Here is a 26,240-nt window from a genome sequence, read left to right as displayed (position 1 = left end):
CGTCGGATCCACCGCCCGATCCGTGCGTCAGGCGTTCTGAATCACCCGTGACGGCGCGTTGAACGCGGTGATCGCGCCGAGGGCCGCACCGGCGGCGGCGCCCATCGCGGCCGCGGGCACCGCGACCGCTCCCGCTCCCACGGCCGCGCCCAGCAGCGGACCCGCCACCAACCCCACCGGGAATATCGGCAATCCGAGCACCAGACCGAGTACACCGCCGACGGCGGCGGAGGTGAGCGCCATCGGCGCCGACGCGCTCGCCCCGGCGAGCGCGCCGACGGCCGCCGTGCCGACGGTTTGCCCGGCGATCCGATCGGAGCGGCTGCGCTCCATACCGATCGAATCCAGGAAGGTCGCCAGATTCGCCTCGGTGAGGGCGGCATTGTCATTGATCTGGATAGCCAGGTCCCGATCGATCCAGTCCGGCGCGTCGACCACCGTGTCGCCGAAGCGGAATTTGCCCGGCGGCGGCGCGATCGGTGGCACCGGGGCCACCGCCATCGGGCCGTGCAGCACCCCGACCGGCGCGAGATAGCTCCGGTCGGGCGCCGAGCGCGACCACTGGAGCGAACTCTTCGTATTGTCCGGAATCGCCAGGCCCGAATAGGTTTGCACATTCGGGGCCGGGGCCGGGGGCCACTGCGCCTGCTCGGGCTGGGCCACCGCGGGGTCACCGGGGGATGCCGCGTGGGCGGTTCCGGTCCCCGCTAGCGCCAGCACGAGCGGTACGGCGCCCACCGCGACCATCGTCCCCATTTTCTGCCGCTGCGGATTGGGAACCCTGTGTTTACCCATGCCGATAGATCACCTTTCATCCGAGAGGGGTGTCGCATTCGTATTGCTGACCCACATTCGGATCGGTGGTCTGGGTGGATTGGTGTGAAGTGAGCTCGCGCAACATTTCCGCGAACAATTACCCGGTGCGAGTATCCGGTGCCTGCTCGACCGACGGCGGTGCGCCGACCGCCCCCGCCAGTTCACTGTCCTGACCGTCGGCATTGACCAATTCCAGTGCCAGGCGGGCGAATACCCACTGTTCGGTGGCGGCCATCTGGCCGCGGCCGCGCCCGAGGAAAGTGACGAACCACTGGATCACCGTGACGATACGGCTGCGGTAGCCGATCAGGTAGTACAGGTGCAACGCGAGCCAGGCCAGCCACGCGATGAAGCCGCCGAATTCGAATTTGCCGACCTGGCAGACGGCGCTGAAACGCGAAATCGTCGCCATACTGCCCTTGTTGAAGTATTTGAACGGTTTGCGGTCCTGCGGCGCTTGACCTTTCAGCCCGGCCTTGATGGCCTTGGCCGCGTAGGTCGCGCCCTGGATCGCGCCCTGGGCCTGCCCTGGCACACCGGGCACCGACATCAGATCGCCGACAACGAAGACGTTCGGATGCCCCTTGATGCTCAGATCCGGTTCGACGACGACCCGACCCGCCCGGTCCACCTCGGTGCCCTCGGACCGCTCGGCGAGCATGCGCCCGAGCGGGCTGGCCTGCACACCCGCCGACCACACCTTGCACGAGGATTCGATGCGCCGCACCGTGCCGTCGGCGTCCTTCACGGTGACCCCGCGCGCGTCCAGATCGGTGACCATGGCATTGAGTTGGATCTCGACACCCATCGAGGACAGCCGCCGATGCGCGTACGCGCCGAGTTTGGGCCCCATCGGCCCGAGGACCGCGCCCGCGCCCTCGAGCAGGATGACCCTGGCGTCGCGCGGATCGATATTGTGGAAGGTGCCCTCGAGGGTGCGATCGGCGAGTTCGGCGATCTGCCCGGCCAATTCGACGCCGGTCGGTCCCGCGCCGATGACCACGAAGGTGAGCAGCCTGTCGCGCGCGGACTGGGTGGTGGCCAGTTCCGCGGCCTCGAAGGAGCCGAGGATGCGCCCGCGCAGTTCCAGTGCGTCGTCGATGGTCTTCATACCGGGGGCGAAGGTGGCGAAGCGGTCATTGCCGAAATAGGACTGTTGCGCGCCGGTGGCCACGATGAGGCTGTCGAAGGGGGTGACCGTGCGCATGTTCAATAGTTCGGAGGTGACGGTCTTGGCTACCAGGTCGATATCGATGACCTCGCCGAGCAGCACCTGCGCGTTCTTCTGTTTGCGCAGCACCAGCCGGGTGGCGGGTGCGATCTCACCGACCGAGAGGATGCCGGTGGCCAACTGGTAGAGCAGCGGTTGGAACAGGTGGGTGGAGGTCTTGGAGATGAGGGTGATGTCGATATCGGCGTGGCGGAGGTGTTTGGCCCCGAACAGTCCGCCGAATCCCGAGCCGATGATCACCACGCGGTGCCGGGCTGGTTGAGTGCTCATCGTCCTGCTCCTCGATGACATGACAATCCATGACGTGCCAACCGTAGCCGGTCGCTATGACGCGCCGCGCGGGAACCCTGAACCGGGCCGAACCCCCCGAACGAGGGCCGAAATGAGAATACGATAGGGACGGGTCGTTCAGGGAGGTTTGCCGTGGTCGCCGGAGACCGTGTCGTCAATTCCGGTCCGGTCGCGCCTATCGAATCGGAGAATCTCGGACTGTTCGAAATCCCTTCGGACCATCTGATCGATCTGGCATTGCGCCTGGTCCCGCACCGCTCGACCACGCTGGCCCGCCCCCCGCGCGACAGCGACACCTCGATCGTCCACGGCGACGCGGGCCTGCCCTATCTGGGGCGCTCGCTGCACTATCTGCGCTGGGGTCCGGCCGAACTCATGGACCGCTACCGCCGCTTCGGTCCGGTCTCGGTGCACAGCTCACTCGGCCAGGATCGGGTCATGGTGGCGGGTCCTGAGGCGATCGATGAGGTGATCGGGCACCGCCGCCGCGATTTCGGCCAGGGGTGGAACTATTTCATCGGCCCGTTTTTCCGGCGCGGCCTGCTGCTGTTGGAATTCGACGAGCACAAATTCCATCGCAGGATCATGCAGCAGGCGTTCACCAGGGAGCGGTTGGAGGCGCATTTGGCCGCGCTCACCCCGGTGGTGCGGGCCGGGGTGGCCCGGTGGGTGCCGCCGGGGGAGCGCGAGCACACGGTGCGGTTGTATCCGACATTCAAGGAGTTGACCCTCGATATCGCGGCCGAGATCTTCATGGCCGTGGATGTCGGCGCGCGGCGGCGCGAGTTGGTCGAGGCCTTCCTGGCCTGCACCCACGCCGGACTGTCGATCGTGCGGCATCCGGTGCCCGGCGGCCACTGGCGTGCCGGTCTCCAGGGGCGAAAGGTGTTGGAGGACTACTTCTTCGCCATGCTGCCGGACAAGCGCCGCGTCGAGACGCCCGATTTCTTCTCCGGTCTGTGTCACGCCCGCAGCGAGGACGGCGGCTGGTTCGGTGACGCGGATGTGGTCAACCACATGATCTTCCTGATCATGGCCGCCCACGACACCACCACGACCACCGCCACCGCCGTCGCCTACTACCTGGGCAAACATCCCGAATGGCAGCGCCGGGTGCGCGCCGAGGTACTGGCATTGAACGTCGAATCGCCGACAATCGCCGATCTCGAGCGACTACGCGACCTGGATCTGGTCGTCAAGGAGAGCCTGCGGCTGCTGCCGCCGGTGCCCGGCCTGTCGCGAAGGGCCGTGCGCGACACCGAGATCCAGGGTCGATACATTCCGGCGGGCACCCAGGTCGACGTGGCCTACCAGATCAACCACCTGCTACCCGAGCTGTGGACCCGCCCGGAGCGCTTCGACCCCGAACGTTTCGCCGAATCGCGCCGGGAGGACAAATCGCACCGGCTGGCCTGGCTGCCGTTCGGCGCGGGCGCGCACAAATGCATCGGCATGCATTTCGGCGCCTTCGAGGTGAAGACGCTGATCGCCGCGCTGGTCCGCGACTACGAATGGGAAATCCCCGAGACATACCGGATGCCTTGGGGATTCAGCTCCATACCCTTCCCGCGCGACGGCGGGCCGGTGCGGTTGCGCAGAAGGTGACTACCGTCCCGAGAACAGCATCTCCGCGACCTTGGTATCGATGTCCGCGCCCTCGGTGTAACCGCCTTTGTCGCCCATCGAGGTCATGATGGCCAGGGTGTAGCGCTCGTCCGGACCGGCGAAGCCCACCGAGTTGACCACCCAGCCGCCCTGCTCGGCCGACCAGCCGTTCTTCAGGCCGGGGCGCATCGCCTCGCCCGCACCCCAAACGCCCCAGTGCTGATTGCTGTCCACCTGGCGCATCCGGTCGAGCAGGTAGGCCTTGTCGTCGGGATGCATGCGCTCGAGGATATTGCTCATCAGGCGGTCCAGGTCGGCGGCGGAGCATTTCTGGAACGACCAGTCGGGGAACAGCGCGGTATTGGTCGGCTGGGGGACCAGACCGGACATGCCGTTGCCGCGGAAGGCATTGTTGAACGCCATCCGGTCGATGCCGGAGTACTTGTTCCAAAGCCGGTCGGCCGCATTGTCGTTCGAGGTGGCCAGCATGGATTCCATGGTGCCGCGATCCTCGGGGGTCAGGTTGATCGCGCCGACCCTGGCCCGGTTCAGCAGATCCTCGGCGATGGCGAGCTTGATGGTGGAGGCGGTCCAGATGGCGCTGTCGGCCTTGTCATTGGCGAACACGCCGCCGCTGACTCTGTCGCGCACCACATAGCCGGTTTCGATGCCTTTGTTCTCGAGGAAGGCATTCACCTTGGCGATGCGCGCACTCATATCGCAGTCGAAGCCCGCGAGGCAGCCCTGACTGGCGACGGGCGCGGCCTGCGCGGCAGGTAGCAGCGCGGAGGGAGCGCTCGGGATGAGCAGAGCGGCGGCGGTGGCGAGGCAGGCGGTTGCGGCCACGCGGTGAGTGGCGACCATGGCGTTACGCACGAGGGACCACAATGGCACATCCGCCGCCGCGGCGCACGTCTTGAGCTCATCGGCCCGATGTGCTAGCGACCTTGCGGCGCAGTGTTTTTGGTACTGCCCGGCCCGCCGACCGCTCAGCGGAAGGCGGCGCGCAGTTCCTCGACGGTGCGGCCATTGAGCCGGTAGCAGTGCTCGAATGCCTCCGTATGCCGGTCCCTCGGCCAGGATTTCAGGACGACGGTGCGGCCGTAGTGCCGAGAATTGACCAGCTCCCACCGCTCGCCCACGCGGCGGACCGTGAATCCGCCTCTCGGGACCAGAGGGATCACCATCGCATCCATGAAACGCGAACCCAGCCTTTCAACGCAGCCTGCCCTCCCTGGGCGAGCACTTTCGCACATCGCGTCGGCCCGTCCGCGGTGACACGGCCGGGCAATTCGCGCCGCTGTGTTTCAACTCACTTCCCGACCGCCGGGGTGCTTGGATTGCCTCGCGGTCGCTGCGCGTATAAACGTGCGCAGGGGACCGAGCCTCGCAAACCACTATCTACCGGAAGGGCGTCTGTTGCCGCTGCGCATTCACCGTGCCGAACGCGCCGACGTTCTGGCCGACGCGCTCGGTGCGTTGCTGGCGGTTCCGCTGCCCGACCCGTTCGCCGCCGAGGTGGTGGCCGTCCCCGCGAAGGGCATCGAGCGCTGGCTCACCCAGCGGCTGTCCGGTCTGCTCGGGGTGTCGGCGGGCGGTGACGGGGTGGCCGCGAATATCGCGTTCCCGTCGCCCGCCGCCGTGGTCGGGGGCGTGCTCGCCGCCGCGGTCGGCCTGCGGCCCGAGGACGATCCGTGGTCCTCGGAGCGGGTGGTGTGGACGCTGCTGCGGGTGCTCGACGAATGCGTCGACGAGCCGTGGGCGACGGTCCTCGCCCGCCATTTGGGCGCGAATTCCGCTCCGGGACATGGCTATCGGGTCGGCAGGCGCTATGCCACGGCGGCGCGGCTCACGGCGCTGTTCGACAGTTACGCCACGCAGCGCCCCGCGATGCTCACCGCCTGGGCCGCGGGGGTCGACTCCGATGGCGTTGGCGGTGTCATTCCCGATGACCTGGCCTGGCAGCCGCGACTGTGGCGCGAACTCCGCGCGCGGATAGCCGTCGCGAGCCCCGCCGAACGTCTCGACGCCGCGTGCGCGCGGCTGCGCGCCGAACCCGATATCGTCGAATTGCCCACGCGTCTCTCATTTTTCGGCCTCACCCGGCTGCCGACCGAGCAGCGCGCGGTGCTCGCGGCGCTGGCCGAGGCGCGCGAGGTGCGACTCTGGCTGCCGCACCCGAGTCCCGCCATGTGGGCCGAGATCGCGAATTCCGCTCCGGCGGCGCGTCGTTGCGCCGATCGCTCGGCGCGGCCGGTGTGCCACCCGCTGCTGGCCGGACTCGGCCGCGATGTGCGCGAGTTGCAGCAGCGCCTGTCCGGACTGGGCGCCGACGAGCACCACGCGTCGAAGGAACCGCCGCCAACTCTGCTGTCCGCGTTGCAGACAGGTATCCGAGACGATCACTGGCCCCCCGCGCCGGTCGAGGGCGATGGCACCGTGCAGGTGCATTCGTGCCACGGCCCGACCCGGCAGGTGGAAGTCCTGCGCGAATGTCTGCTCGGACTATTCGCGGCGGATCCGACCCTCGAACCCCGCGACGTGGTCGTCATGTGTCCGGAGGTGGAGTCCTACGCCCCGCTGATCCTGGCGGCGTTCGGTCAGCGCGTCGCGGGAGAGACAGCGGCGCAGACTGATTCGGCGCATCCCGCGCAACTGCTGCGGGTCCGGCTCGCCGATCGCGGTCGGGGCGTGAGCAATCCGCTGCTCACGGTGATCGGCATACTGCTCGAGCTGGCCGACGGTCGAGTCACCATCACCCAGGTGCTGGATCTGGCGGCCGCCGAAACCGTGCGCCGACGTTGCGGATTCGACGACGACGCGATCGAGCGCCTGCGCGAATGGGCCGCCGAATCGGGGGCCAGGTGGGGGATCGGGCAGCGCCAGCGGCAGGATTTCGGCCTCGCCGATTTCAAGCAGAACACCCTCAATACCGCCGTCGATCGTCTCCTGCTCGGCGTCACCGCCGCCGAATCCGCCGACGACTGGCTGGATCTGGCACTGCCGCTCGACGATGTAGACAGCAATGACGTCGACCTGGCCGGGCGCTTCGCCGAATTCGTTGACCGGCTCGCGGTCTGCCTGCGCGATCTGCGCGGCCCTTGGCCCGCGCACCGCTGGGCCGTGCTGCTCGAGCGGGCGCTGGATCTGCTCACCGATGTGCCCGCCAATCAGGCGTGGGTGCGCACCGAGGCGCTGCGGGAGCTCTCGGCCGCCACCGAACACGCGGGCGCGGAACCGCTGCGGCTGCCGGATATCTCGATCCTGCTCGCCACTCGGCTCGCCGCCCGGCCGACCAGGGCCAATTTCCGCACCGGCGAGTTGACGGTGTGCACCATGGCGCCGATGCGTTCGGTGCCGCACCGCGTCGTGGTGCTGCTCGGCCTGGACGACGCCGTGTTCCCGCGCGCGGGCGGTGTGGACGGCGACGATATCCTGGTTCGCGATCCGCAACTGGGCGAACGGGATTCGCGCGGCGAGGACAGGCAACTGCTCCTGGACGCGATCATGGCGGCGGGGGAGCGCCTGCTGCTGTTGCACACCGGCGCGGACCCGGTGACGGGCGCGCACCGCCCGCCCGCCATCCCCGTCGCCGAACTGCTCGATACGCTGCGTGCCCATGTCGGTCCCGAGGGCATGGGCGCGGTGGTGACCCGGCACCCGCTGCAATCCTTCGACCGCCGCAACTTCCGCGCCGACCGACCCTTCAGCTTCGATCCCGCCGCGTTGGCGGGCGCGCATGCCGCCGGTGCGCTCGCGCAGCCGCGCCCGGCCTTTCTGCCCGCCCCGCTCCCGCTGCCCGAACCCTCGGATATCGGCCTGGCCGAACTGATCTCGTTCACCGAGCATCCGGTGCGCGGCTTCCTCTGGCAGCGTCTGGGCATTCGCGTGCCCGAGCACGAGGAGGATATCGCCGACCGCCTGCCCATCGAACTCGACGGCCTGGCGAAATGGGATCTCGGCGAGCGCATGCTCGCCGCCCGCCTCACCGGCGCGCAACCCGCCGCCCTGCGCGCGGCCGAGTGGCGGCGCGGCACCCTGCCCCCGTTCGGACTCGGCGGCGCGGTCCTGGACGAGGTGGAGCAGACGGTGGACAAGCTGGTCCGCGCCGCGCAGGCCGACTACACCGGTCAGGCGCGCGCCGTCGATATCGCGATCGATCTGGGTGACGGCCGCAGACTCACCGGCACGGTGCCCGAGGTGCGCGGCGAGACACTGGTCCGCACCACCTACTCCCGCCTGGCCCCGAAGCATCGCATCGCCGCCTGGGTCGCGCTGCTGGCCCTGGCGGTGACCGAGGACCGCTCCTGGCGCGCGGTCACCACCGGACGCGGCCAATTCAACCGTCCCGCATGGCGTTGCGAACTCACCGCACCCGACGCCCCGACGGCGCTGACCCACCTGCGCGACCTGGTCCGCGTGCGCGACGCCGGTCTGACCGAACCCCTTCCGCTCACACCCACCGCGTCGGCTGTCTACGCCGAGCGCCGTTTGCGCGGGGCCACCGCCGAGGAGGCGCGCTCGGCCGCCGAACGCGAATTCAATGGCGGCCCCAATGGTCCCGGTCAATTCGGCGATCACACCGATCGTCACCTGCGCTACGTCTGGGGTCCGGCCCCTCGCCTCGACGATCTGATGGAAATTCCCGCTCCCGCGGGCGAACCCGGCGAGAGCACTCGCTTCGGCGCGCTGGCTCGGCGCATGTGGACCCCGCTGCTCGCGGCCGAGGCCCAGGGGCAGCCGTGAAGCCGGCGCGACCAAGCCCGGCGCGCCCCCGCAGGATCGGTCGGCGTGTCGGGAAAGATGCAGGGGTAGTTCATTGGCGGGAAGGGCGGTGTCGGGCGTGACCATAGCGGGCACCATCGCGCGAGTCGAGTCCGCCGACGCCTTCGACCCGATGGGCGCGCTGCCCACCGGCACCACCGTGCTCGAGGCCAGCGCGGGCACCGGCAAGACCCACGCCATCGTGGGCCTCGCGGTGCGCTATGTGGCCGAGGCGGGTGTGGACATCTCGCAGTTGCTGCTGGTGACCTTCAGCCGGGCCGCGACCAGGGAACTGCGCGAGCGCACCAGGGACAGGTTCGTGGCGGCCGCCGCCGCCCTGGCCGAGCCCGCGGTCGCCCGCGCGAGCGCCGACGACCTGATCCGGCAACTGGCACAGGCGGATTCGGACGAGATCCGGCGCAGGCGCGCCCGCCTGCTCGCCGCGCTCGCCGACTTCGACGCGGGCGCCATCGCCACCACGCACAGCTTCTGCCAGCGCATGCTGGACGAACTCGGCCTGGCGGGTGAGCAGGATCCCGGTGCGCGACTGGTGGATTCCGTCGACGACCTGGTCGCCACCGTCGCCGAGGACCTCTACCTGAACCGATACGCCCGCGCCGAACAACCCTTCACGCTGAAGAAGGCTCATCAACTCGCCGCGGCGGCGGTGCGCGACCGGCACGCCCGCCTCGCGCCCGAAGCCTCCGGCCCCGCGGGCGAGCGTGTCGCCTTCGCCGCCGCCGTCCGTGCGGAAACCGAACGGCGCAAACGCCTTTCGGGCCTGCGTGATTTCGACGACCTGCTGGTGCTGCTGCACGACGCACTCGCCGACCCGAGTCACGGCCCCGCCGCCCGCCGCCGCATCCGCGACCGCTACCGGGTGGCGCTGGTCGACGAATTCCAGGACACCGACCCGCTGCAGTGGGACATCCTGCGCCTGGCCTTGCACGGGCACGCCGCCCTCGTCCTGGTCGGCGATCCGAAACAGGCCATCTACGCCTTCCGGGGCGCCGAGGTCCTGAGCTACCTCGATGCCGTCGCCCTGGCCGATCACCGCAGCGAACTCACCACGAACTGGCGCAGCGACGCCGGACTGCTCGCCGCCCTCGATCACCTACACGGCGGAGCCGCCCTGGGGCACAGCGAAATCCGCGTGCACCCGGTGGCCGCCACCCGCGCGTGGTCGCGGCTGACCGGCCCGCAGGATCTGATCACCCCGCTGCGCCTGCGCTGCCTGCCGCGCAAAGGCGCCGGGCCGCTGAACAAATCGGGATTCCCGGCGGTCGGCCGACTGCGCGCCAACGTCGCGGGCGATATGGCCGCCGATATTGTCCGGTTGCTGTCCTCGGGCATTCAACTGGACACCGCCGAGGGCACTCGCCGACCGATCAGCCCCGGCGATATCGCCGTCCTGGTGCGCACCCGCTCGCAAATCGATGTGGTGCGAGCGGCTTTGGACCGGGTCGGCATCGCCGCGGTATTGGCGGGCGGCACCAGTGTTTTCGACACGCCCAGCGCCACCGACTGGCTGTGGGTATTGCGGGCGCTGGAACAACCGCATCGCGCCGACCGCGTCCGGCTCGCCGCCCGCACCCCGATCCTGGGCTGCACCGCCGCCGAAATCGATGCGGGCGGCGCGGATCTGGTCGGCCGGGTGAGCGCGCAACTGCGCGATGCCGCGCGGCTGTTCGCCCGCGCCGGATTCGCCGCCGTCTTCGCGAAGCTCGCCGCCGAGGCGCGGCTCGCGCAGCGGCTGCTCGGTCTGGAGAACGGCGAACGGGAACTGACCGACCTGCGGCACCTGGCGCAACTGCTGGATCAGGTCGCCCTGAGCGAAGGCTTGGGTCTGACCGCGCTCACCCGCTGGCTGGGCGACCGGGTGCGCGATCCGGCCTCCGGGTCGGTGGCCGATCGCAGCAGGCGGCTCGATCGCGATGCGGCGGCAGTGCAGATCGCCACCGTGCACGCGGCGAAGGGGCTCGAATTCCCCATCGTCTACCTGCCTTTCGCCTGGGACAGCGCCAAGAACCCGGATCCGCAGACCCTGCTGTTCCACGGGCAGGACGGCGAACGCGTCCTCGATGTCGGCGGTCAGGACGCGGCGGGCTACGCGGAACGCAAGCTGCGCAGCGAAACCGAGGAGGCAGGGGAGGAGCTGCGGCTGCTCTATGTGGCTCTCACCCGCGCCGAATGCCAGATCGTGGCCTGGTGGGCGCCGTCCATCACGACCGCGGCGGCCCCGCTGCACCGGATGATCCTGGGTCGCCCCGACGGCGGCGACATCGTGCCCGCGAGGGCCGCCGTGCCCCCGGATGACACTGTCGTTCAGTCGCTTTCGGCGTGGGGTGCGCGCAAGCCGGAGGCCATTGCCATCCAACCGGTGGACGGCGAAGCCGAGCTCGTCGCGCAGCGGGTCCGCGTGGAGCTCCCCACCGGGGACCTCGCGGTCGCGCAGTTCACCCGCACCCTCGATCAGCACTGGCGACGCACCTCGTACTCGGCGCTCACGGCGGGCGCGCACGAGGCCGCCGCGGTATCCGAGGACGCGGGCGACGAACCGGACACCCCCGCCCCGGTCGAAGCGGAGACGGCCGCGCCGGATTCGGCGCCCTCGCTGATGAACAGCCTGCCCTACGGCGCGGAGTTCGGCACCCTGGTGCACGGCGTCTTCGAGCATATCGACACCGACGCACCGGATCTGGCCACCGAGGTGCACGCCCGCTGCCGCGCGGCCGTCGAGGAACTCATGGCCGAGCTCGATCCCGCCGTTCTGGGCGCCGCCGTGCTCGCCGTCCTGCACACCCCCATGGATGTCGGCAGTCTCGCCGCGTTCTCCACGCGAAATCGCCTGAGTGAACTGGATTTCGAACTCCCGCTCGCGGGCGGCGACGCCGCCGGACCCACCGCGGCGGGCCTGCACGACATCGCCGAACTGCTGCGCGCCCACCTCCCCGCCGACGACGATCTGCGCGACTACGCCGACCTGCTCGACCATTTGGACGATATCCCGCTGCGCGGCTACCTCACCGGCAGTATCGACGCCGTCCTGCGCACCACCGACGGCCGCTACGTCGTGGTCGACTACAAGACCAACCGGCTCGGCGCCGGCGACCTCACCGTCGCCGACTACACCCGCGACCGCATGGCGGCGGAGATGCTGCGCTCGCACTATCCGCTACAGGCACTGCTGTATTCGGTCGCGCTGCACCGCTACCTGCGCTGGCGACTACCCGGTTACGATCCGGCCCGCCACCTCGGCGGCTGCCGCTACCTGTTCGTGCGCGGTATGGTCGGCCCCGAAACCCCGTCCGGCTGCGGTGTTTTCGACTGGCACCCACCGCACGCGCTGGTGCTCGCGCTCTCGGAGTTGCTGGCGGGAGCGGCCCGGTGACATCGATCCAGATCGCCCAGCGCGGCACCGGTCTGCTGCGCGAATTCAATGAGGCCGGTGTGCTCTCGGCCGCCGACGTCCATGTCGCCCTCCGCCTGGGCCGCCTCGGTCGCGAATCCGAGGAGGCGGTGCTGTTCGCGGCGGCGCTGGCCGTGCGCGCGGTCCGCTCGGGCTCGGTCTGTCTCGAACTGCGCCGCATGCGTGAGATCGGCATCGACGCCGACGAGACCCGTGACCTCGCGACGGGTATCGATCCGGCGACGCTGCCGTGGCCGGATTTCGACGCGGTCGTGGCGGCGCTGCGCCGCAGCCCACTGGTGTGCGGGGGTCAGGCAGGTCCGCTGCGGCCGCTGCGGTTGGTCGAGGCGCAGGACGGTCCGCTGCTCTATCTGGACCGCTACTACCAGCAGGAGCAGACCATTCGCCGGGTGCTCACCGAGCGCTCGGCGCACCATCCCGCCGTCGATCCGGAGCTGATCCGGCGCGAACTGGATCGACTCTTCGACACCCCGCCGGCCGCAGGCCCCGACCGTCAACGCGTGGCCGCCGCCCTGGCGGCGACGCACTGGACCACCGTGGTCGCGGGCGGACCCGGCACCGGGAAAACCCACACCATCGCCCGCATCCTCGCGCTGCTCGAGGCGCACCGCAGGGCCACTCCCAAACTGCCCGCGCTGCGGATCGCCCTGGCCGCGCCCACCGGCAAGGCGGCGGCCCGCCTCCAGGAGGCGGTGCGCGAACAGGCGGCCGCACTGGACCTGCCGGAACTGACGGCCGCCACCCTGCACCGCCTGCTCGGTTGGCAGCGCGGACGCGGCACCCGCTTCCGATACCACGAATTCAACCGGCTCCCTTTCGATGTCATCGTGGTGGACGAGACCTCGATGGTGTCGCTGACCATGATGAGCAGCCTGCTGGCCGCACTGCGTCCGGACACCCGCCTGGTGCTCGTCGGCGACCCGGACCAGTTGGCCTCCGTCGACGCCGGCGCGGTCCTGGCCGACCTGGTGCTCGGACCCGTCGCCACCGTGCCCAATCCGCTGCTGGACCGCATACTCGGCCCGGAATCCGAAGGCGCGCAGGGGGATACCGAGTCGCTGAGCCCGCTGGAACGAAAGCGCCTGCGCGGCGGCATCGTCCGCCTGACCCGAGGTCGACGTTTCGGCGGCCGCATCGCCGACCTCGCCGTCGCGGTGCGCGCGGGCAATGCGGACGCGGCGCTGGATTTGCTGCGCGAAGGCGGTTCGGAGCTGTCCTTCGGCCCGCCGGAAGACACGGTGGCGGTGCGGGCCGATGTGGTGCGCGCCGCTCGCGCCACCACCGAGGCCGCACTGGCAGGCGATGCCGCCGCCGCGCTCGCCGCCCTCGAATCGCACCGGCTGCTGTGCGCGCACCGCCAGGGTCCGTTCGGTGTCGAACGTTGGGACCGCACCGCCGCCGACTGGGCCGCCGCGAGCGGTGCGGGTCCGGAATCTCACCACGTGCCGTGGTACCCCGGCCAGCCGCTGCTGGTCACCGCCAACGATCACGAGGCGCGCATCTACAACGGCGACACCGGCGTCATCGTGCGCATGCCCGACGGATCGCTGCGCGCGGCCCTGCAACGCGGCAGCGCGCCCTACCTGGTGCACCCCACCCAATTCCCCTCGGTGGTCACGGTTTTCGCCATGACTATCCACCGCAGCCAGGGCAGTCAGTACGACACGGTCTCCATCGTGCTGCCCGAACCGGAGTCCACGCTGCTCACCAGGGAACTGCTCTACACCGCCATCACCAGGGCGCGCCGGCACGTGCGCGTCATCGGCGCCGAGGACGCGATCCGGGCGGGCATCGACCGCCGGGTGCTGCGGGCCAGCGGCCTGTCGCGCCCGGATATCACGCCGTGACCTGCGGATCTCACATATCGGCCGCACCGGCCGTCTACCGGGTGTGAGATTGCCTCCGTTCGAGCAGGTGGTGGCCGAGTACGGCCCGATGGTGCTGCGCGTCTGCCGCGCGGTGCTCGGACCCTTCGACACCGCTGCGGATGATGCCTGGTCGGAGACGTTCCTGTCCGCCCTGCGCGCCTATCCCGACCTGGACGCGAACGTCAACCTCGAGGCGTGGCTGGTGACCATCGCGCACCGCCGCGCCATCGATGTGGGCCGCGCCCGCACCCGCGCACCCGTCCCCGCCGATGTCCTGCCGGAACGTCCGGCACCGAATTCCGATCCGGCAGGCCGCGATCCGGACCTGTGGTCCGCACTGGCCGCGCTGCCAACCAAACAGCGCCAAGCCGTGGCCTACCACTACCTCGCCGGTCTGCCACACGCCGAAATCGCGGCGCTGCTGGGCAATTCGCCCGCCGCCGCCCGCCGCGCCGCCGCCGACGGCCTGAAGACCCTGCGCAAGCTCTACCCGAAGGACAGCCCATGATGGTTCCGAATCAGGACCGGTACGACGGCCTGTTCGACGCACTCGCCGCCGACAGCGCCGAAACCCTCGCCGACCTGCGCCACCGCCTGACCGCCTCGGCCGAGGCGGCCGGACTGCTCGATATCGCCTACCGCACCGTCGATAGCCCGGTCGGCGCGCTGCTGCTCGCCGCCACCCCGGTCGGCCTGGTCCGCGTGGCCTACTCGACCGAGGACCACGACGCCGTGCTCGAAGGCCTCGCCGCGCGGATCAGTCCGCGCATCCTGGCCGCCCCGGCCCGCCTCGACACCGCCGCTCGCGAACTCGACGAGTACTTCACCGGCGCCAGAACAACTTTCGACCTCCCGCTGGATCTGCGGTTGACCACCGGCTTCCGCCGCACCGTCATCGAACACCTGCCCGAGATCGGCTACGGGCGCCGCGCCAGCTACGCGACGGTGGCTGCTGCCGTTGGCAATCCGCGCGCCGTGCGCGCCGTCGGCACCGCCTGCGCCACCAACCCGCTGCCGGTCGTCATCCCGTGCCACCGGGTGGTGCGCAGCGATGGCGCCATCGGTCAGTACGTCGGCGGCACCGCGGCCAAGGCCACACTGCTCGACCTGGAGGCGTGATGACCGAAACCCTTGCCGCACTGGCAGATCGGGTCGACAACCAACCCTGGGCCGCGCTCGCCGCCGAACTCGACGCCGAGGGCTGCGCCCAGACCGGCCCGATCCTCACCCCGGCCGAATGCGCCGCCCTCACCGCCCGGTGGCACGAGCCAATCTTCCGCGCCACCATCGATATGTCCCGCCACCGCTTCGGCCGCGGCGCCTACCGCTACTTCGCCGATCCGATTCCGGAGCCGATCGCCGAACTGCGGGCCGCCTGCTACCGCAGGCTCCTGCCCATCGCTCGAACCTGGGCGGCACGGCTCGGTGATCCGGCGCCGTGGCCCGACGACTTCGACGACTGGCTGCGAATCTGCCATGCCGCAGGACAGACCCGCCCGACGCCGATCCTGCTCCGCTACACCGAAGGGGATTGGAACGCACTGCACCGAGACCTATACGGCGAGTTGGTCTTTCCCCTCCAGGTGGTGATCGGACTCGACCGTCCCGGCATCGACTTCACCGGAGGGGAGTTCCTGCTCGTCGAACAGCGCCTGCGCGCCCAATCCAAGGCCACCGCGACCGTGCTCGAACAGGGACACGGACTGATCTTCACCACCCGCGACCGGCCCACACCCTCCAGTCGCGGCTGGTCCCGCGCGCCCGTGCGACACGGGGTCAGCCGCATCCGCGGCGGCATCCGGCACACGCTCGGGTTGGTGCTGCACGACGCCGAATAGTCATGTACACCTTGCTGGATGGTGCGGGACGGCCATATCGCAGTGCCACACCCGGACTCTTCGGCGGACATCGGCGGGGGCGGATCTATGGTCGTCTGGACTGTCCGTCGGCGCCGCGGTGGCTGGCGCGCGGGGCATATCGGAGTCAGCGCGTGTTCTTCGCCGATGAGACGACGGCGGTCCAGGCAGGATATCGGCCCTGCGCGGTCTGCTTGCCGCAGCGGTTCGCGGTGTGGAAGGCGGGGCGCTGAGATTGCCGGGAACCGGACAGGTGGCGCGTGCGTCCATATGATGCAGGGGGCATGACTGGAAGGGGTGCGGGCGGTGGGCAGTTCGTTCGCGTCGTATATCGATGAGGCGAAGAGCGGGGCGTTGAAAGTGCGGATGGATCCGCAGGGGTTCGTGGCGCTGGATGCCGCGTGTGAGGGGCTCATCAACGAATTCATCGCCGCGCAGACCATCGCACAGCAGCTCGGGTACAAGAGCATCTGGGGCGTCGGCGAGGAGGCGGGAGCACGTTTCACCTCGGCGCGTGAACTGGTCCAGATATTCCAGCAGAAGGGTGCGGGCGGCCCGAACAACGCCTACGACACGTTGACCGACTACATCACGGCCGCACAGGATATCCGCGCATTGTTCAAGGCGATCTGCGACGAGTTCACCCGCACCGATGCCGAATTCGCCGCGAAGATGCGCGAGATCCAGGCATGACGGCAGCCCGCGTCGCGCGAACGGGATTCGCGCTCGCGCTCGCCTCGGCCGCACTGCTGACGGCCTGCGGCGACAGTGCCAAGGCCGTTCCAACGTCTTCGGCCTCACCGAGCCCGATCCCGCCGTCCAGCAGTGCACCGCAGGTCTTCGATGCCTGCAAGGCACTCACACCGCAATTGCTCGCCGAGCATCGGTGGGATGCCCGACCACCCGCGCCGCAGAACGACCGCGTGGCCGAAACCACCTGGCGAGGCTGCCTGTTCATCGCCAAAGCCGGATACGGTTTCGTCGTCCAGACCACCAACGGCACCCTCGCCCTGGTGCGGACCAAATTCCCCGACGCGGCGGAGGTCGTGCTCGGCGGCCGGAAAGCCCTGCGCTACAAGGCGCACCCGGCCATCCCCGGCGGCTGTGAGGTCAATGTCGAGATGAAGTCCGGATCGCTCTTCGTATCCACCAATGTGCCGCCCAGCGCGACCGACCTCGCCACGTGCGATCTGGCAATCGATATCGCCGAAACCGTCACCCCACTCCTCCCCGCAGGCGCCTGATCCGGCGCGCCGACTCGGCAACAGTTCTACAACACCATCATCCAATCGATGCGAATTCGTTACCGTCAAACAAGTTTCCGCACCGTTTTTCCCAGTTCGCCACACCCCCAAACACCTACAAATCGGGCACGCACTAATGCACGCGCACCCGTTTGCTCGTGGGTTGGGCCTTCCGTCGCGGGTGTGGCAGCATCTTTTTCGAGGCCGGGGTCCTGAGATAGGTTCGGGCAACGGTTGGTTCGGCTGCTGCGGCCCCAAAGTCCATTGGGGCCGCAGGCGGACCAGGTTCTGGAGGGGACACGCGACTACGCTGGAGTCATCGCGGCCGTGCGCGGTACGGCCCGCAGGCCGATGACCGGAGGACAACACCCATGACAACGGCTGAGGAGCACATCGATGTGCTCATCGTCGGAGCCGGACTCTCCGGCATCGGCGCGGCGCACCACCTGAGCGCCGCGCTGCCGGACCGGACCTACCTAGTGCTCGAGGCCCGCGACACCCTCGGCGGCACCTGGGACCTGTTCCGCTATCCGGGAATTCGCTCCGATTCCGATATGTACACCCTGGGCTACCGCTTCCGCCCCTGGCTCGGCGACAAATCCATCGCCGACGGCGCGGACATCCTCGCCTACCTGCGCGACACCGCCGCCGAGGCGGGTATCGACCGACACATCCGCTACGGGCATCGCGTCGTCTCGGCGGACTGGTCCTCGGCCGAGAACCGCTGGCACGTGCGGGCCGAGCACGCGGGCGAGACGGTCGAGTTCACCGCCGAATTCCTCTGGGGCTGCACCGGCTACTACAGCTACGACACGCCCTACACCCCGGATTTCGAAGGCGTCGAACGCTTCTCGGGACCGATCCTCCATCCGCAGCGTTGGCCGCGGCAGCTCGACGTTGCCGACAAGCGGGTGGTGCTCATCGGCAGCGGCGCCACCGCCGTCACCCTCGCCCCCGCGCTCACCGCGCAGGGCGCGCATGTCACCATCCTGCAACGCAGTCCGAGCTACATCATCTCCGCCCCCGAACGTGACGAGTTCGCGCTGAAACTGCGCCGCCACCTGCCGCCCCGCCTCGCCTACGCGCTCGCCAGGGCGAAGAACATCGCCCTCTCGACCGCGATATACCAACTGAGCCAACGCTATCCGGCCCGCATGCGCCGAAAGATCCGCTCTTGGCAGCAGCGTTGGCTGCCCGAGGGCTTCGATATCGACACCCACTTCACCCCCCGCTACAACCCGTGGGACCAGCGACTGTGCCTGGCCCCCAACGGCGATTTCTTCCGCGCGATCCGCAAAGGCGCGCTGGACCTGGTCACCGACCGCATCGCGCACTTCACCGAGTCCGGCCTGCACCTGGCCTCCGGCGCCGACCTCGACGCCGATATCGTCATCACCGCAACGGGTTTGAACCTGCTCGCCTTCGGCGGCGCACGACTCGCGGTGGACGGAGCCGAAGTCGTGGTGCACGAGCGCATGGCCTACAAGTCGATGATGCTCTCCGACGTCCCGAACTTCGTCTACGTCTTCGGCTACACCAATGCCTCCTGGACGCTCAAGGCGGATCTGGTGAGCGAATACGTGATTCGCCTGCTGCGTCACATGGCGGCGCACGGCTACGCGCGCGCCGTCCCGGTCCGCGACCCGGCGGTCGGCGCGGAACCGCTGTTCGCGAAATTCAATCCCGGCTACGTCCAACGCGGCGCACCCGCCTTTCCCATCCAGGGCGACCGCTGGCCATGGCAACTGCGCATGAACTACCTGCGCGACCGAATCCTGCTGGGGCGCAGCCCCATCGCCGACGGCACTCTTCGCTTCGAGCGCGCCGGGTCGTTCACGACGCAATAACGCGCCATGTGCTCCCATGGATAAGGACATCGCAAGGGGCGCGAACCTCGCCGCGCCCGTGGGTTACTCTGGCGCTGCGGATGAGCCGCGCCCGAGGGAGGACGGACAGACTTATGGGCCTGATGGATATGATCAGAGGCGAATTCGTCGACATCATCGAATGGCTCGATGAGACGAATACCACCCTCGCGTGGCGTTTCCCCCGCTACGAGAACGAGATCAAGAACGGCGCGGAACTCATCGTGCGGGAGGGCCAGCAGGCCATCTTCGTCTACCGGGGCCAGATCGCCGACACCTACGGCCCCGGCCACTACACCCTCACCACCGAGAACATGCCCATCATGTCCACCCTGCAAGGGTGGCGGCACGGCTTCAACAGCCCGTTCCGGTCCGAGGTCTACTACATCAATACCCGGCCCGTCACCGACTTGCGCTGGGGCACACCCCAACCGGTCACCGTCCGCGACCCCGACTTCCGCATGGTCCAGATTCGCGCCAATGGCACCACCATCGTCGAGGTCATCGACGCGCCCACCTTCCTGCGCCAGGTCATCGGCACCGAGAGTGTCGTCGACATGGAGCAGATCACCGAGATGATCCGCCGCAATATCGCCCTCGCCTTCTCCGACATGGTCATGGCCAGCGGTCTCGGCGCCATCGATCTGCAGGGCCGCCAGGTCGAACTGTCGGATAAGCTGCGCGAATTCGTGGCCCAGCGGGTGCAGTCCTTCGGCCTAGGCATCGATGCCGTCACCATGACGATCTCCCTCCCCGAGGAAATCCAGCAGGCCATGACGCGCGGTGTCGCGCGCGGACTCGAGGAGAGCAGCTTCCTCAACAATGTCGGCGATCTGAACCGCTACACCCAGGCGCGGGCCGCCGATGCCATGCTCGCCGCCGCGCAGAACGAGGGCGGCGGCGTCGCGGGCGCGGCCATGCAGGCCGGGCTCGGCGTCGTCCTCGGCGGGCAGATGGCCGGGACCGCACAGGGCGGATTCGCGCAGCCACAAGGGTATCCGCAGCAGGGATATCAGCAGGCGCCGCAGCAGGCCGCGCCGCCGCCGCTGCCCAGCCTGCAGGTCTTCCACATCGAATTGAATGGTCAAGCGGCAGGGCCGTATCCGCTCGATCAGCTGCGATCCTTCGTCTCCAGCGGACATCTCACCCGCGAAACGAATGTCTGGGCCGAAGGTATGGCCGGATGGGCCGTGGCCGCCTCGGTTCCGGCATTGCAGACGCTGTTCGCCGCGCCACCGCCGCTGCCGGGCAACCCGCCGCCGCTGCCGCCACGCTGAGTGAGGGCATGAAGTAGCCACGAAGCCCCCCGAGAGCAAGCCATGAATTACGAACCGCCGTCGGGCGACGCGCCGGGCCAACCCCAGCCCGGTCCGCCGCCATTGCCACGACCCGGCCCGCCGCCATTGCCTACAGGTTCGGCCGCGCAAACCTCGGTGCCGCCGCCTCTTCCGACGCAGGATCAGTCATGGCAGCCGGTTGGCTCGACGCCCCAGCCGGGTCCGCCACCGTTGCCGCGATCCGGCCCACCGCCTCTTCCGTCGCAGTCGGTGGGAACCCGGTCGGGTCCGCCGCCGTACCCGGCAGGCCCACAGCCCAATTCACCACAGCGCCCGCCCCAAGCGGCGGTGCCACAGTCGGCCCCGGTGTCCCCACCGGATCGCGCCATGCTGCACCGCACCGAAATGACCCGCACCTACCCCTGCTCAGCCTGCGGCGGCCAACTGGCATTCGACATAGCAAGCCAAAAACTCCGCTGCCCGAGCTGCGGAAACTACTCCGAAATCACCGCCCCCAACACCCCACCCCAAACCCGCGAACTCCACGCCGCAATGGCCGAACTCCGCGCCCTGCAATCGGCCCAATCAGCACCGCAGGTCAGCGGCCAATGGGAGGTCGTATGCCAGAACTGTGGCGGCGCAACCGAATTCAACGGCAGCCTGACCGCGACGAAATGCCCGTACTGCGCCACCCCGATCCAACGCGACGATGTGCACAACGCCCCGGCCCGCCTCCCGGTCGACGGCCTGGTGCCTTTCCAGGTAGCCGAGAAGCAAGCGCGCCAACTGATCGAGAAATGGGTGACCAAACGCTGGTTCGCCCCGAGCGATTTCAAGAAGTATCGCCGCGTCGGCGCTTTCTCCAGCCTCTACACCGCCTACTTCACCTACGACGCCGATACCAGCACCTGGTACGAGGGCGAGCGCGGCGTCGACTATCGGGTCCGCGTCGGCACCGATGACGACGGCGACCCGATCTACGAGACCAGGACGAACTGGTATCACGTGGCCGGTGAGGTCGGCAATGATTTCGCGGATCTGCCGGTGCTGGCCAATGACGGCCCGAGCCTGGACCACAGGCGGATCAAGGCACTCGAGCCGTGGCCGGTGGACCAAGCCCGCTCCTACTCCCCGGAATTCGTGGCGGGCCACCTGTGCCGCACCTACGACCACGATGCCGAGGAGTCACTGCCGCAGGCGCAGCAGGAGATGGCGGAGGTCATCGAGTCGACGGTGCGCGCCGATATCGGCGGCGACCACCAGCGCATCCATCACCTGCAAACCAACTGGAACTACCTCGGTTTCAAACATCTGCTGCTGCCGATGTGGCTGCTGACGGTGATCTACAACGAGAAGCCGTTCCAGGTCTATATCAATGGGCTCACCGGGCAGGTGTCCGGGGACCGTCCGTGGAGCAAGATCAAGATCGCGGCGGCGATCGTGATCGGACTCGCCGCGGCCATCGTCGTGATCGTCGTCTTCTCCTATCTACGCTCGCACGGGCATTCGTCCGGACACACCACCCACGGCAGGAGATAGCCGGTGCTCGTCATCCTCCTAGTTGTTCTGGTCGTCATCGTGGTGGGCGCGGGCGCGCTCATCGCGATGCTCGGTCGCAAGCAGCGCGGCGCGCAGGAACAGGCCAATGAGGTGGTGCCGGGTCACCCGACCCGCGCCCCGATCTCATGGGCTGGATCGCACGATCCCGAGGCGCGACTGCATCGCCGCCTGCGCGACGCGATGACCGCCCTGCGTCGGGTTTCGGCGCTCGATAACGGCACCACCATCGTGCTGCGCGCCGACCTGGAACAGTCGGCCCTCGCCGTGGACGATCACCTGGTCGCCCTCTCCGGGCTGACCGGCAAAGCCGATCTCCTCGCCTCGGCGACGCAGGCGGTCGAGGCCATCGAAGCCGGTGTGACCCAATACGCGACGGCCGCCACCAAACCCGATCTCGCGGCGCTCGAAGTCGGGATGTCGGCGGTGCGCGGCCAACTGGATGTGGTCGCGCAGATCAGGAAGGGCCTCAGCGCCTGACACCGACCACGGCGGTCGCGTCGTACTCCTCCGATTCGGCGATAGCGGCGGCCAGCCCGCGACGGGTCAGTTCGGCGACAGCGGATTCGGCCTGCGCGGCACTGATCTCGATCAGCAGCATCCCGCCGGGTGCGAGCCAATCGAGCACGCCATCGGCGACTCGGCGCAGCATGTCGAGCCCGTCGGGTCCGCCGTCGAGGGTGCCGCGCGGTTCGTGTTCGCGCGCCTCGGGTGGCATCTCGACAATGTCCTCGGTCGGCACGTAGGGAACATTGGCGAGCAGCACATCGACCCGGCCGCGCAGCGTGACCGGCAGCGATTCGAACAGATCGCCCCGGTAGACCTGCGCGCCGACAGCTTCCAGGTTGACCCGCGCGCAATCGACAGCGACCGGATCGATATCGCTCGCCACCAGCTCCACCCCCGGAACCTCGCGAACCAACGCCAACCCCAAAGCCCCCGAACCACAGCACAGATCGAGCACCGTCACCGGCCGCGCCGCGGCCGCCAACTCCACCAGGAACGCGGTGCGCCGCCTCGGCACGAACACACCCGGCCACACCCGCACCCGCAGCCCGCGAAACTCCGCCCAGCCCACCACATATTCCAGCGGCGTCCCGGAGACCCGCCGCGCGACCAACTTCGCCAACTCGGCCTCGGACCCGGCGGCCTCGGTCAGCAGTCGCGCCTCCTCCTCGGCGAAGACGCAACCCGCGGCCCGCAACTGATCGACAATACCCACCCGGCCCATCCTGCCGGAGCGGGTATCAGCGGGCCGTCGGCAGTTGGAAAGTCCGCGTCGAATCCAGGTAGATGCCGCGCTGATTGCTCCGGACCGGCGGAATGATCTGGGAGACCAGTTGATCCAGCGAGGTCATCGCACCCACGACCGCCGTGCCCGCCACAATGAAATCGGCCACCGCGCGGCGAATGTGATTCGGCGAGGTCACCACCACCGCGCTCGACGCACCCAGATCCCGCAGCAGCCTGGTGCTGTACAGCGCGTTCTGCACCGTGGATCCGGCGCGGTTCTCCGCGCTGACCCGCGCGGCGGGCAACCCGTGCCCGACCAGCCAGGCCCGCATCGCCTCCGCCTCCGTCACCCCGTTCTGCGGATTACCGCCGGTGACGACCACAGGGGAGAACGGCGCGGCCAATGCCTGCAGGAAGGCCGCCTGCAACCTGTCCACCAATTCGGGTCGCAGCGCACCGTCCGGCAGCAGACCGTACCCGAGCACCACGATGCCCGTCTGCGGACCGACCAGCGCGGGCAACGGATTCGGCAGCGTGCCGACCGCCGCACAAATCGCGTTGAACACATTCGCGGTGCCTGCGGCCAGCGCCGGATCCACCGCGTTGAGCCGGTTCATGGCATCGGTGACGGCGGGCACGTCACCCGCGTAGTGCGACCAGATGGCTTGCAGGGCAAGCGCCTGCCCGTCATTCGGATCGGCCGCGATGAGGGCGCGCAGGTCGGCGCGACCCGCCGCGTCGTCACCGTCGGTGAAATGTCGCTGGGCCGAGTTGTAGAGCGCGTCCGTTTCGGGACTCGCCGTGGCAGGGCCGCACGCCAGACCGGTCAGTGCGAGGGCCGCGAATCCTGCGGCGAGGAGTTTCGAGATCTTCAAAGCAGTCGACACCTTTCCGCGCGGGGAACGGTTTTCAGGTACGTCAGCTGAGAGAGATGGCCGTGGGTACGGCATCGATCACGATACGGCCGCCGACCGCGGATTCGGTGGAGGTCAGCGCTGCTGTCGTGGTCGAGCCCGTTAAGGTGTGTGGACGTGGATACCGTTTCGCTGACCGGCAAGGACCTCGCCGCCGCCATCAACGCCGATTCCAAAGCGCGCGCCGCCGCGTTCGCGGTCGCGCCGCGCCTGGCCCTGATCGTGGCCAATGCCGATCCGGCCAGCGCCTGGTATGTGAACTCGCTGCGCAAAGCCGCCGAACGCCTCGGCATCGCCTGCGACACCGTCGATCTCGGCGCCGATGCGAGCGTCGAAACCCTCCGTGCCGAACTCGCCGCCCGCAGCGCCGACCCGGCCGTCGACGCCATCATGCTGCAGACCCCGCTGCCCGCGGGCGTCACCCTCGACGACGTCTCCTCCTCGATCGCCGCGCCCAAAGATGTGGACGGCGTCAGCCCGCTCTCGCTCGGTCTGCTCGCCACCGGCCTGCCCGGATTCGTCCCCGCCACCGCCGAAGCCGTGATCGAACTACTGAAGCATCACGAGATCCCCCTGGTCGGAAAGCATGTCGCAGTCGTCGGCCGCTCCAATATCGTCGGCAAACCGCTGGCCCAACTGCTGCTCGCCGCCGACGCCACCGTCACCGTCTGCCACTCCCGCACCCCCGACCTGGCCGCCGTCACCGCCACCGCCGAGATCGTGGTCGCCGCTGCGGGCCGCGCCGGCCTCATCACCGGCAAGCACATCGCCGAATCCGCCACCGTCATCGACGTCGGCACCAACGAATCCGCCGACGGCGGCATCGTCGGCGATGTCGACGCCGATTCCGTGCGCGGGCGCGCCGCCGCCCTGAGCCCCGTGCCCGGCGGCGTCGGACCGGTGACCACCGCCCTGCTCATGCGGCACGTGGTCGACGCCGCAGGTAATCGCTAGAGCGCCGACAGCCGGGCGAACTGATCGTCGGACAGCGTGATGTCCAGTGCATCAATGTTTTCCGCGAGATGCGTGAGCGAAGCGGTGCCGGGGATCGGAACGACCGTCTTCGAGCGCCGCAACAACCAGGCGAGCGCTACCTGCGCGGGTGTCGCACCGATCTCCTTCGCGAGCGCCGCGACCGGGCTGTCCGGTCTCGCGTGCTCACCCATGGCCACGGGGAAGTAGGGCACGAAGGCGATGTCGTGCTCGGCGGCGAACTCGAGAACGGCATCGTGCTGCCTGGCGACCAGGTTGTACACATTCTGGACGGCCGCGATCGGTGTGATGTCCATGGCCGCACGCAGTTCCGCCACCGACACCTCCGACAGACCGATATGGCGCACCTTGCCCTCCTCGCGGAGTTGACGCAAGGTCCCGACCTGGTCGGCCAAAGGCACATTGGGATCGATGCGGTGCAAGTAGAGCAGGTCGATGCGGTCCACCCGCAGTCTGCGCAAACTCAGTTCCGTCTGCTGCCGCAGATAGGCCGGGTGCCCCAGCGGCACCCATTCCTGCGGTCCCGGTCGGGTATTGCCGATCTTTGTCGCCACCACCAGATCCTCGCCATACGGATGCAGCGCCTCGGCGATGAGTTCTTCGTTGGCGCCGAGGGCATACGAGTCGGCGGTATCGATGAGGTTCACCCCCAAATCCGCCGCGCCGCGCAGCACCGCGATCACCGCCGCGCGATCGGTCGGCGGTCGCCAGATATGCGCCGCGCCCCCGTTGCGCGTCTCCGGCGAGTCGGTCAAACGCATTGCGCCATAACCGATCCGGCGCACCGGCAGATCGCCGCCGATACTGAAGGACTTGCTCGTCGTTGTCGTCATGTCGACCAACGTAAGATCTGACATGGATGTGAGATTCAAGCGGACATGAGGCAGATCACATGAGGATCGGAGAACTCGCGCACACCACCGGCGTCAGCCCGAGGTTGCTGCGCTACTACGAGGAACAGGGGCTGCTCACCACGCAGCGCGCCGTCAGTGGCCACCGCCGCTACACCGAGGACGCACCCGTCGTGGTCGGGCACATCCGCGCCATGCTCGCAGCGGGGCTGTCCACCAACGTCATTCGGCAAGTGCTGCCCTGCGTGGAAGGGCCGGGACCGCAGGTCAACGCCTGCGTCGCCGAAGTCCTGCGCGACCGACTGCACGGGATCGAAGAACAGATCCACACTTTGGAGAACGCCCGCTCAGCCCTCACCGGACTGCTCGCCACGACGGCGTCGTAATCTATCGGATGCGGATCTCTCGGGCGGTGCCTGAGAATCTGCCGGACTTCCACGAGTTC

General features: G+C 68.8%; 23 protein-coding genes. 16 read left to right on the top strand and 7 right to left on the bottom strand.

From position 1 onward, the window contains the following. Positions 1-27: 27 nt before the first annotated feature. Positions 28-795 (bottom strand): hypothetical protein, encoded by a 768-nt coding sequence (locus tag D5S18_RS32990; RefSeq protein WP_239004164.1) that lies wholly within the window; start codon positions 793-795, stop codon positions 28-30. Between the two features lie 118 nt (positions 796-913). Continuing rightward, entirely contained in the window at positions 914-2,338 is a 1,425-nt protein-coding gene (locus tag D5S18_RS32985; protein ID WP_439651205.1) for an NAD(P)/FAD-dependent oxidoreductase, read from the bottom strand. A gap of 132 nt (positions 2,339-2,470) precedes the next feature. Between D5S18_RS32985 and D5S18_RS32980 the strand changes: the two genes are divergently transcribed. Next, positions 2,471-3,943, top strand: a complete 1,473-nt coding sequence (locus tag D5S18_RS32980; RefSeq protein WP_120045052.1) for a cytochrome P450 — start codon at positions 2,471-2,473, stop codon at positions 3,941-3,943. On the opposite strand, the gene D5S18_RS32975 is transcribed toward D5S18_RS32980, so the two are convergent. Further along, positions 3,944-4,789, bottom strand: coding sequence for a serine hydrolase (locus D5S18_RS32975; RefSeq protein WP_239004163.1), 846 nt, complete (start codon positions 4,787-4,789; stop codon positions 3,944-3,946). Between the two features lie 143 nt (positions 4,790-4,932). Continuing rightward, positions 4,933-5,130: a hypothetical protein gene (locus D5S18_RS32970; protein ID WP_239004162.1), complete on the bottom strand. Its 198-nt coding sequence runs from the start codon at positions 5,128-5,130 to the stop codon at positions 4,933-4,935. Positions 5,131-5,362: 232 nt separating this feature from the next. Here D5S18_RS32970 and recC point away from each other — a divergent pair, with 232 nt between their 5' ends. The 13 genes from recC (at position 5,363) to D5S18_RS32905 (ending at position 22,284) form a co-directional block, all read left to right on the top strand. After that, entirely contained in the window at positions 5,363-8,689 is a 3,327-nt protein-coding gene (recC, locus tag D5S18_RS32965) for an exodeoxyribonuclease V subunit gamma (protein ID WP_120045049.1), read from the top strand. 151 nt (positions 8,690-8,840) lie between these two features. Further along, positions 8,841-12,098 (top strand): UvrD-helicase domain-containing protein, encoded by a 3,258-nt coding sequence (locus tag D5S18_RS32960; protein WP_120045261.1) that lies wholly within the window; start codon positions 8,841-8,843, stop codon positions 12,096-12,098. After that, complete coding sequence (recD, locus tag D5S18_RS32955) at positions 12,095-13,984, top strand: exodeoxyribonuclease V subunit alpha (RefSeq protein WP_120045048.1); 1,890 nt, start codon at positions 12,095-12,097, stop codon at positions 13,982-13,984. The genes D5S18_RS32960 and recD overlap by 4 nt, the downstream gene beginning before the upstream one ends. A gap of 43 nt (positions 13,985-14,027) precedes the next feature. Further along, positions 14,028-14,513 carry an RNA polymerase sigma factor gene (locus D5S18_RS32950; RefSeq protein ID WP_203237033.1) on the top strand — a complete coding sequence of 162 codons (486 nt, stop codon included), beginning with the start codon at positions 14,028-14,030 and terminating at the stop codon, positions 14,511-14,513. Then, complete coding sequence (locus tag D5S18_RS32945) at positions 14,513-15,124, top strand: methylated-DNA--[protein]-cysteine S-methyltransferase (protein ID WP_120045047.1); 612 nt, start codon at positions 14,513-14,515, stop codon at positions 15,122-15,124. The genes D5S18_RS32950 and D5S18_RS32945 overlap by 1 nt, the downstream gene beginning before the upstream one ends. Then, the gene (locus D5S18_RS32940) at positions 15,124-15,843 is read left to right on the top strand and encodes a 2OG-Fe(II) oxygenase (RefSeq protein WP_120045046.1); all 720 of its coding nucleotides are present in this window, start codon (positions 15,124-15,126) and stop codon (positions 15,841-15,843) included. Before D5S18_RS32945 ends, D5S18_RS32940 begins: the two co-directional genes overlap by 1 nt. 2 nt (positions 15,844-15,845) lie before the next feature. Further along, on the top strand, positions 15,846-16,094 hold the full coding sequence (locus D5S18_RS32935; RefSeq protein ID WP_203237032.1) for an Ada metal-binding domain-containing protein: 249 nt from the start codon (positions 15,846-15,848) through the stop codon (positions 16,092-16,094). Between the two features lie 73 nt (positions 16,095-16,167). Then, positions 16,168-16,554, top strand: coding sequence for a hypothetical protein (locus D5S18_RS32930; protein ID WP_147404336.1), 387 nt, complete (start codon positions 16,168-16,170; stop codon positions 16,552-16,554). Further along, positions 16,551-17,105, top strand: coding sequence for a DUF3558 domain-containing protein (locus tag D5S18_RS32925; protein WP_120045044.1), 555 nt, complete (start codon positions 16,551-16,553; stop codon positions 17,103-17,105). Before D5S18_RS32930 ends, D5S18_RS32925 begins: the two co-directional genes overlap by 4 nt. Before the next feature lie 371 nt (positions 17,106-17,476). Next, positions 17,477-18,952: a flavin-containing monooxygenase gene (locus D5S18_RS32920; RefSeq protein WP_120045043.1), complete on the top strand. Its 1,476-nt coding sequence runs from the start codon at positions 17,477-17,479 to the stop codon at positions 18,950-18,952. 122 nt (positions 18,953-19,074) lie between these two features. Continuing rightward, positions 19,075-20,247: an SPFH domain-containing protein gene (locus D5S18_RS32915; protein ID WP_239004161.1), complete on the top strand. Its 1,173-nt coding sequence runs from the start codon at positions 19,075-19,077 to the stop codon at positions 20,245-20,247. Positions 20,248-20,613: 366 nt separating this feature from the next. Continuing rightward, positions 20,614-21,786: a TFIIB-type zinc ribbon-containing protein gene (locus tag D5S18_RS32910; protein ID WP_203237031.1), complete on the top strand. Its 1,173-nt coding sequence runs from the start codon at positions 20,614-20,616 to the stop codon at positions 21,784-21,786. A gap of 3 nt (positions 21,787-21,789) precedes the next feature. Further along, positions 21,790-22,284 (top strand): hypothetical protein, encoded by a 495-nt coding sequence (locus D5S18_RS32905; protein WP_120045040.1) that lies wholly within the window; start codon positions 21,790-21,792, stop codon positions 22,282-22,284. Here the strand turns inward: D5S18_RS32905 and D5S18_RS32900 are convergent. Beyond that, on the bottom strand, positions 22,274-23,035 hold the full coding sequence (locus D5S18_RS32900; RefSeq protein ID WP_120045039.1) for a putative protein N(5)-glutamine methyltransferase: 762 nt from the start codon (positions 23,033-23,035) through the stop codon (positions 22,274-22,276). The two genes, D5S18_RS32905 and D5S18_RS32900, sit on opposite strands and share 11 nt — an antisense overlap. Positions 23,036-23,051: 16 nt before the next feature. Continuing rightward, entirely contained in the window at positions 23,052-23,906 is an 855-nt protein-coding gene (locus tag D5S18_RS32895) for a YdcF family protein (RefSeq protein ID WP_439651210.1), read from the bottom strand. Between the two features lie 162 nt (positions 23,907-24,068). On the opposite strand from D5S18_RS32895, the gene D5S18_RS32890 reads away from it, so the two are divergent. Continuing rightward, on the top strand, positions 24,069-24,905 hold the full coding sequence (locus D5S18_RS32890) for a bifunctional 5,10-methylenetetrahydrofolate dehydrogenase/5,10-methenyltetrahydrofolate cyclohydrolase (RefSeq protein WP_120045257.1): 837 nt from the start codon (positions 24,069-24,071) through the stop codon (positions 24,903-24,905). Here the strand turns inward: D5S18_RS32890 and D5S18_RS32885 are convergent. Next, entirely contained in the window at positions 24,902-25,777 is an 876-nt protein-coding gene (locus D5S18_RS32885; RefSeq protein ID WP_203237030.1) for an aldo/keto reductase, read from the bottom strand. The two genes, D5S18_RS32890 and D5S18_RS32885, sit on opposite strands and share 4 nt — an antisense overlap. 59 nt (positions 25,778-25,836) lie before the next feature. Between D5S18_RS32885 and D5S18_RS32880 the strand changes: the two genes are divergently transcribed. Next, entirely contained in the window at positions 25,837-26,181 is a 345-nt protein-coding gene (locus D5S18_RS32880; protein WP_120045037.1) for a MerR family transcriptional regulator, read from the top strand. The last annotated feature ends 59 nt before the right edge of the window (positions 26,182-26,240 follow it).

This window comes from Nocardia panacis, from assembly GCF_003598715.1.
GTDB classification, from domain to species: domain Bacteria; phylum Actinomycetota; class Actinomycetes; order Mycobacteriales; family Mycobacteriaceae; genus Nocardia; species Nocardia panacis.
The sequence above is the reverse complement of the archived record's forward strand: the minus strand, read 5'-3'. Positions and strand labels throughout refer to the sequence as shown.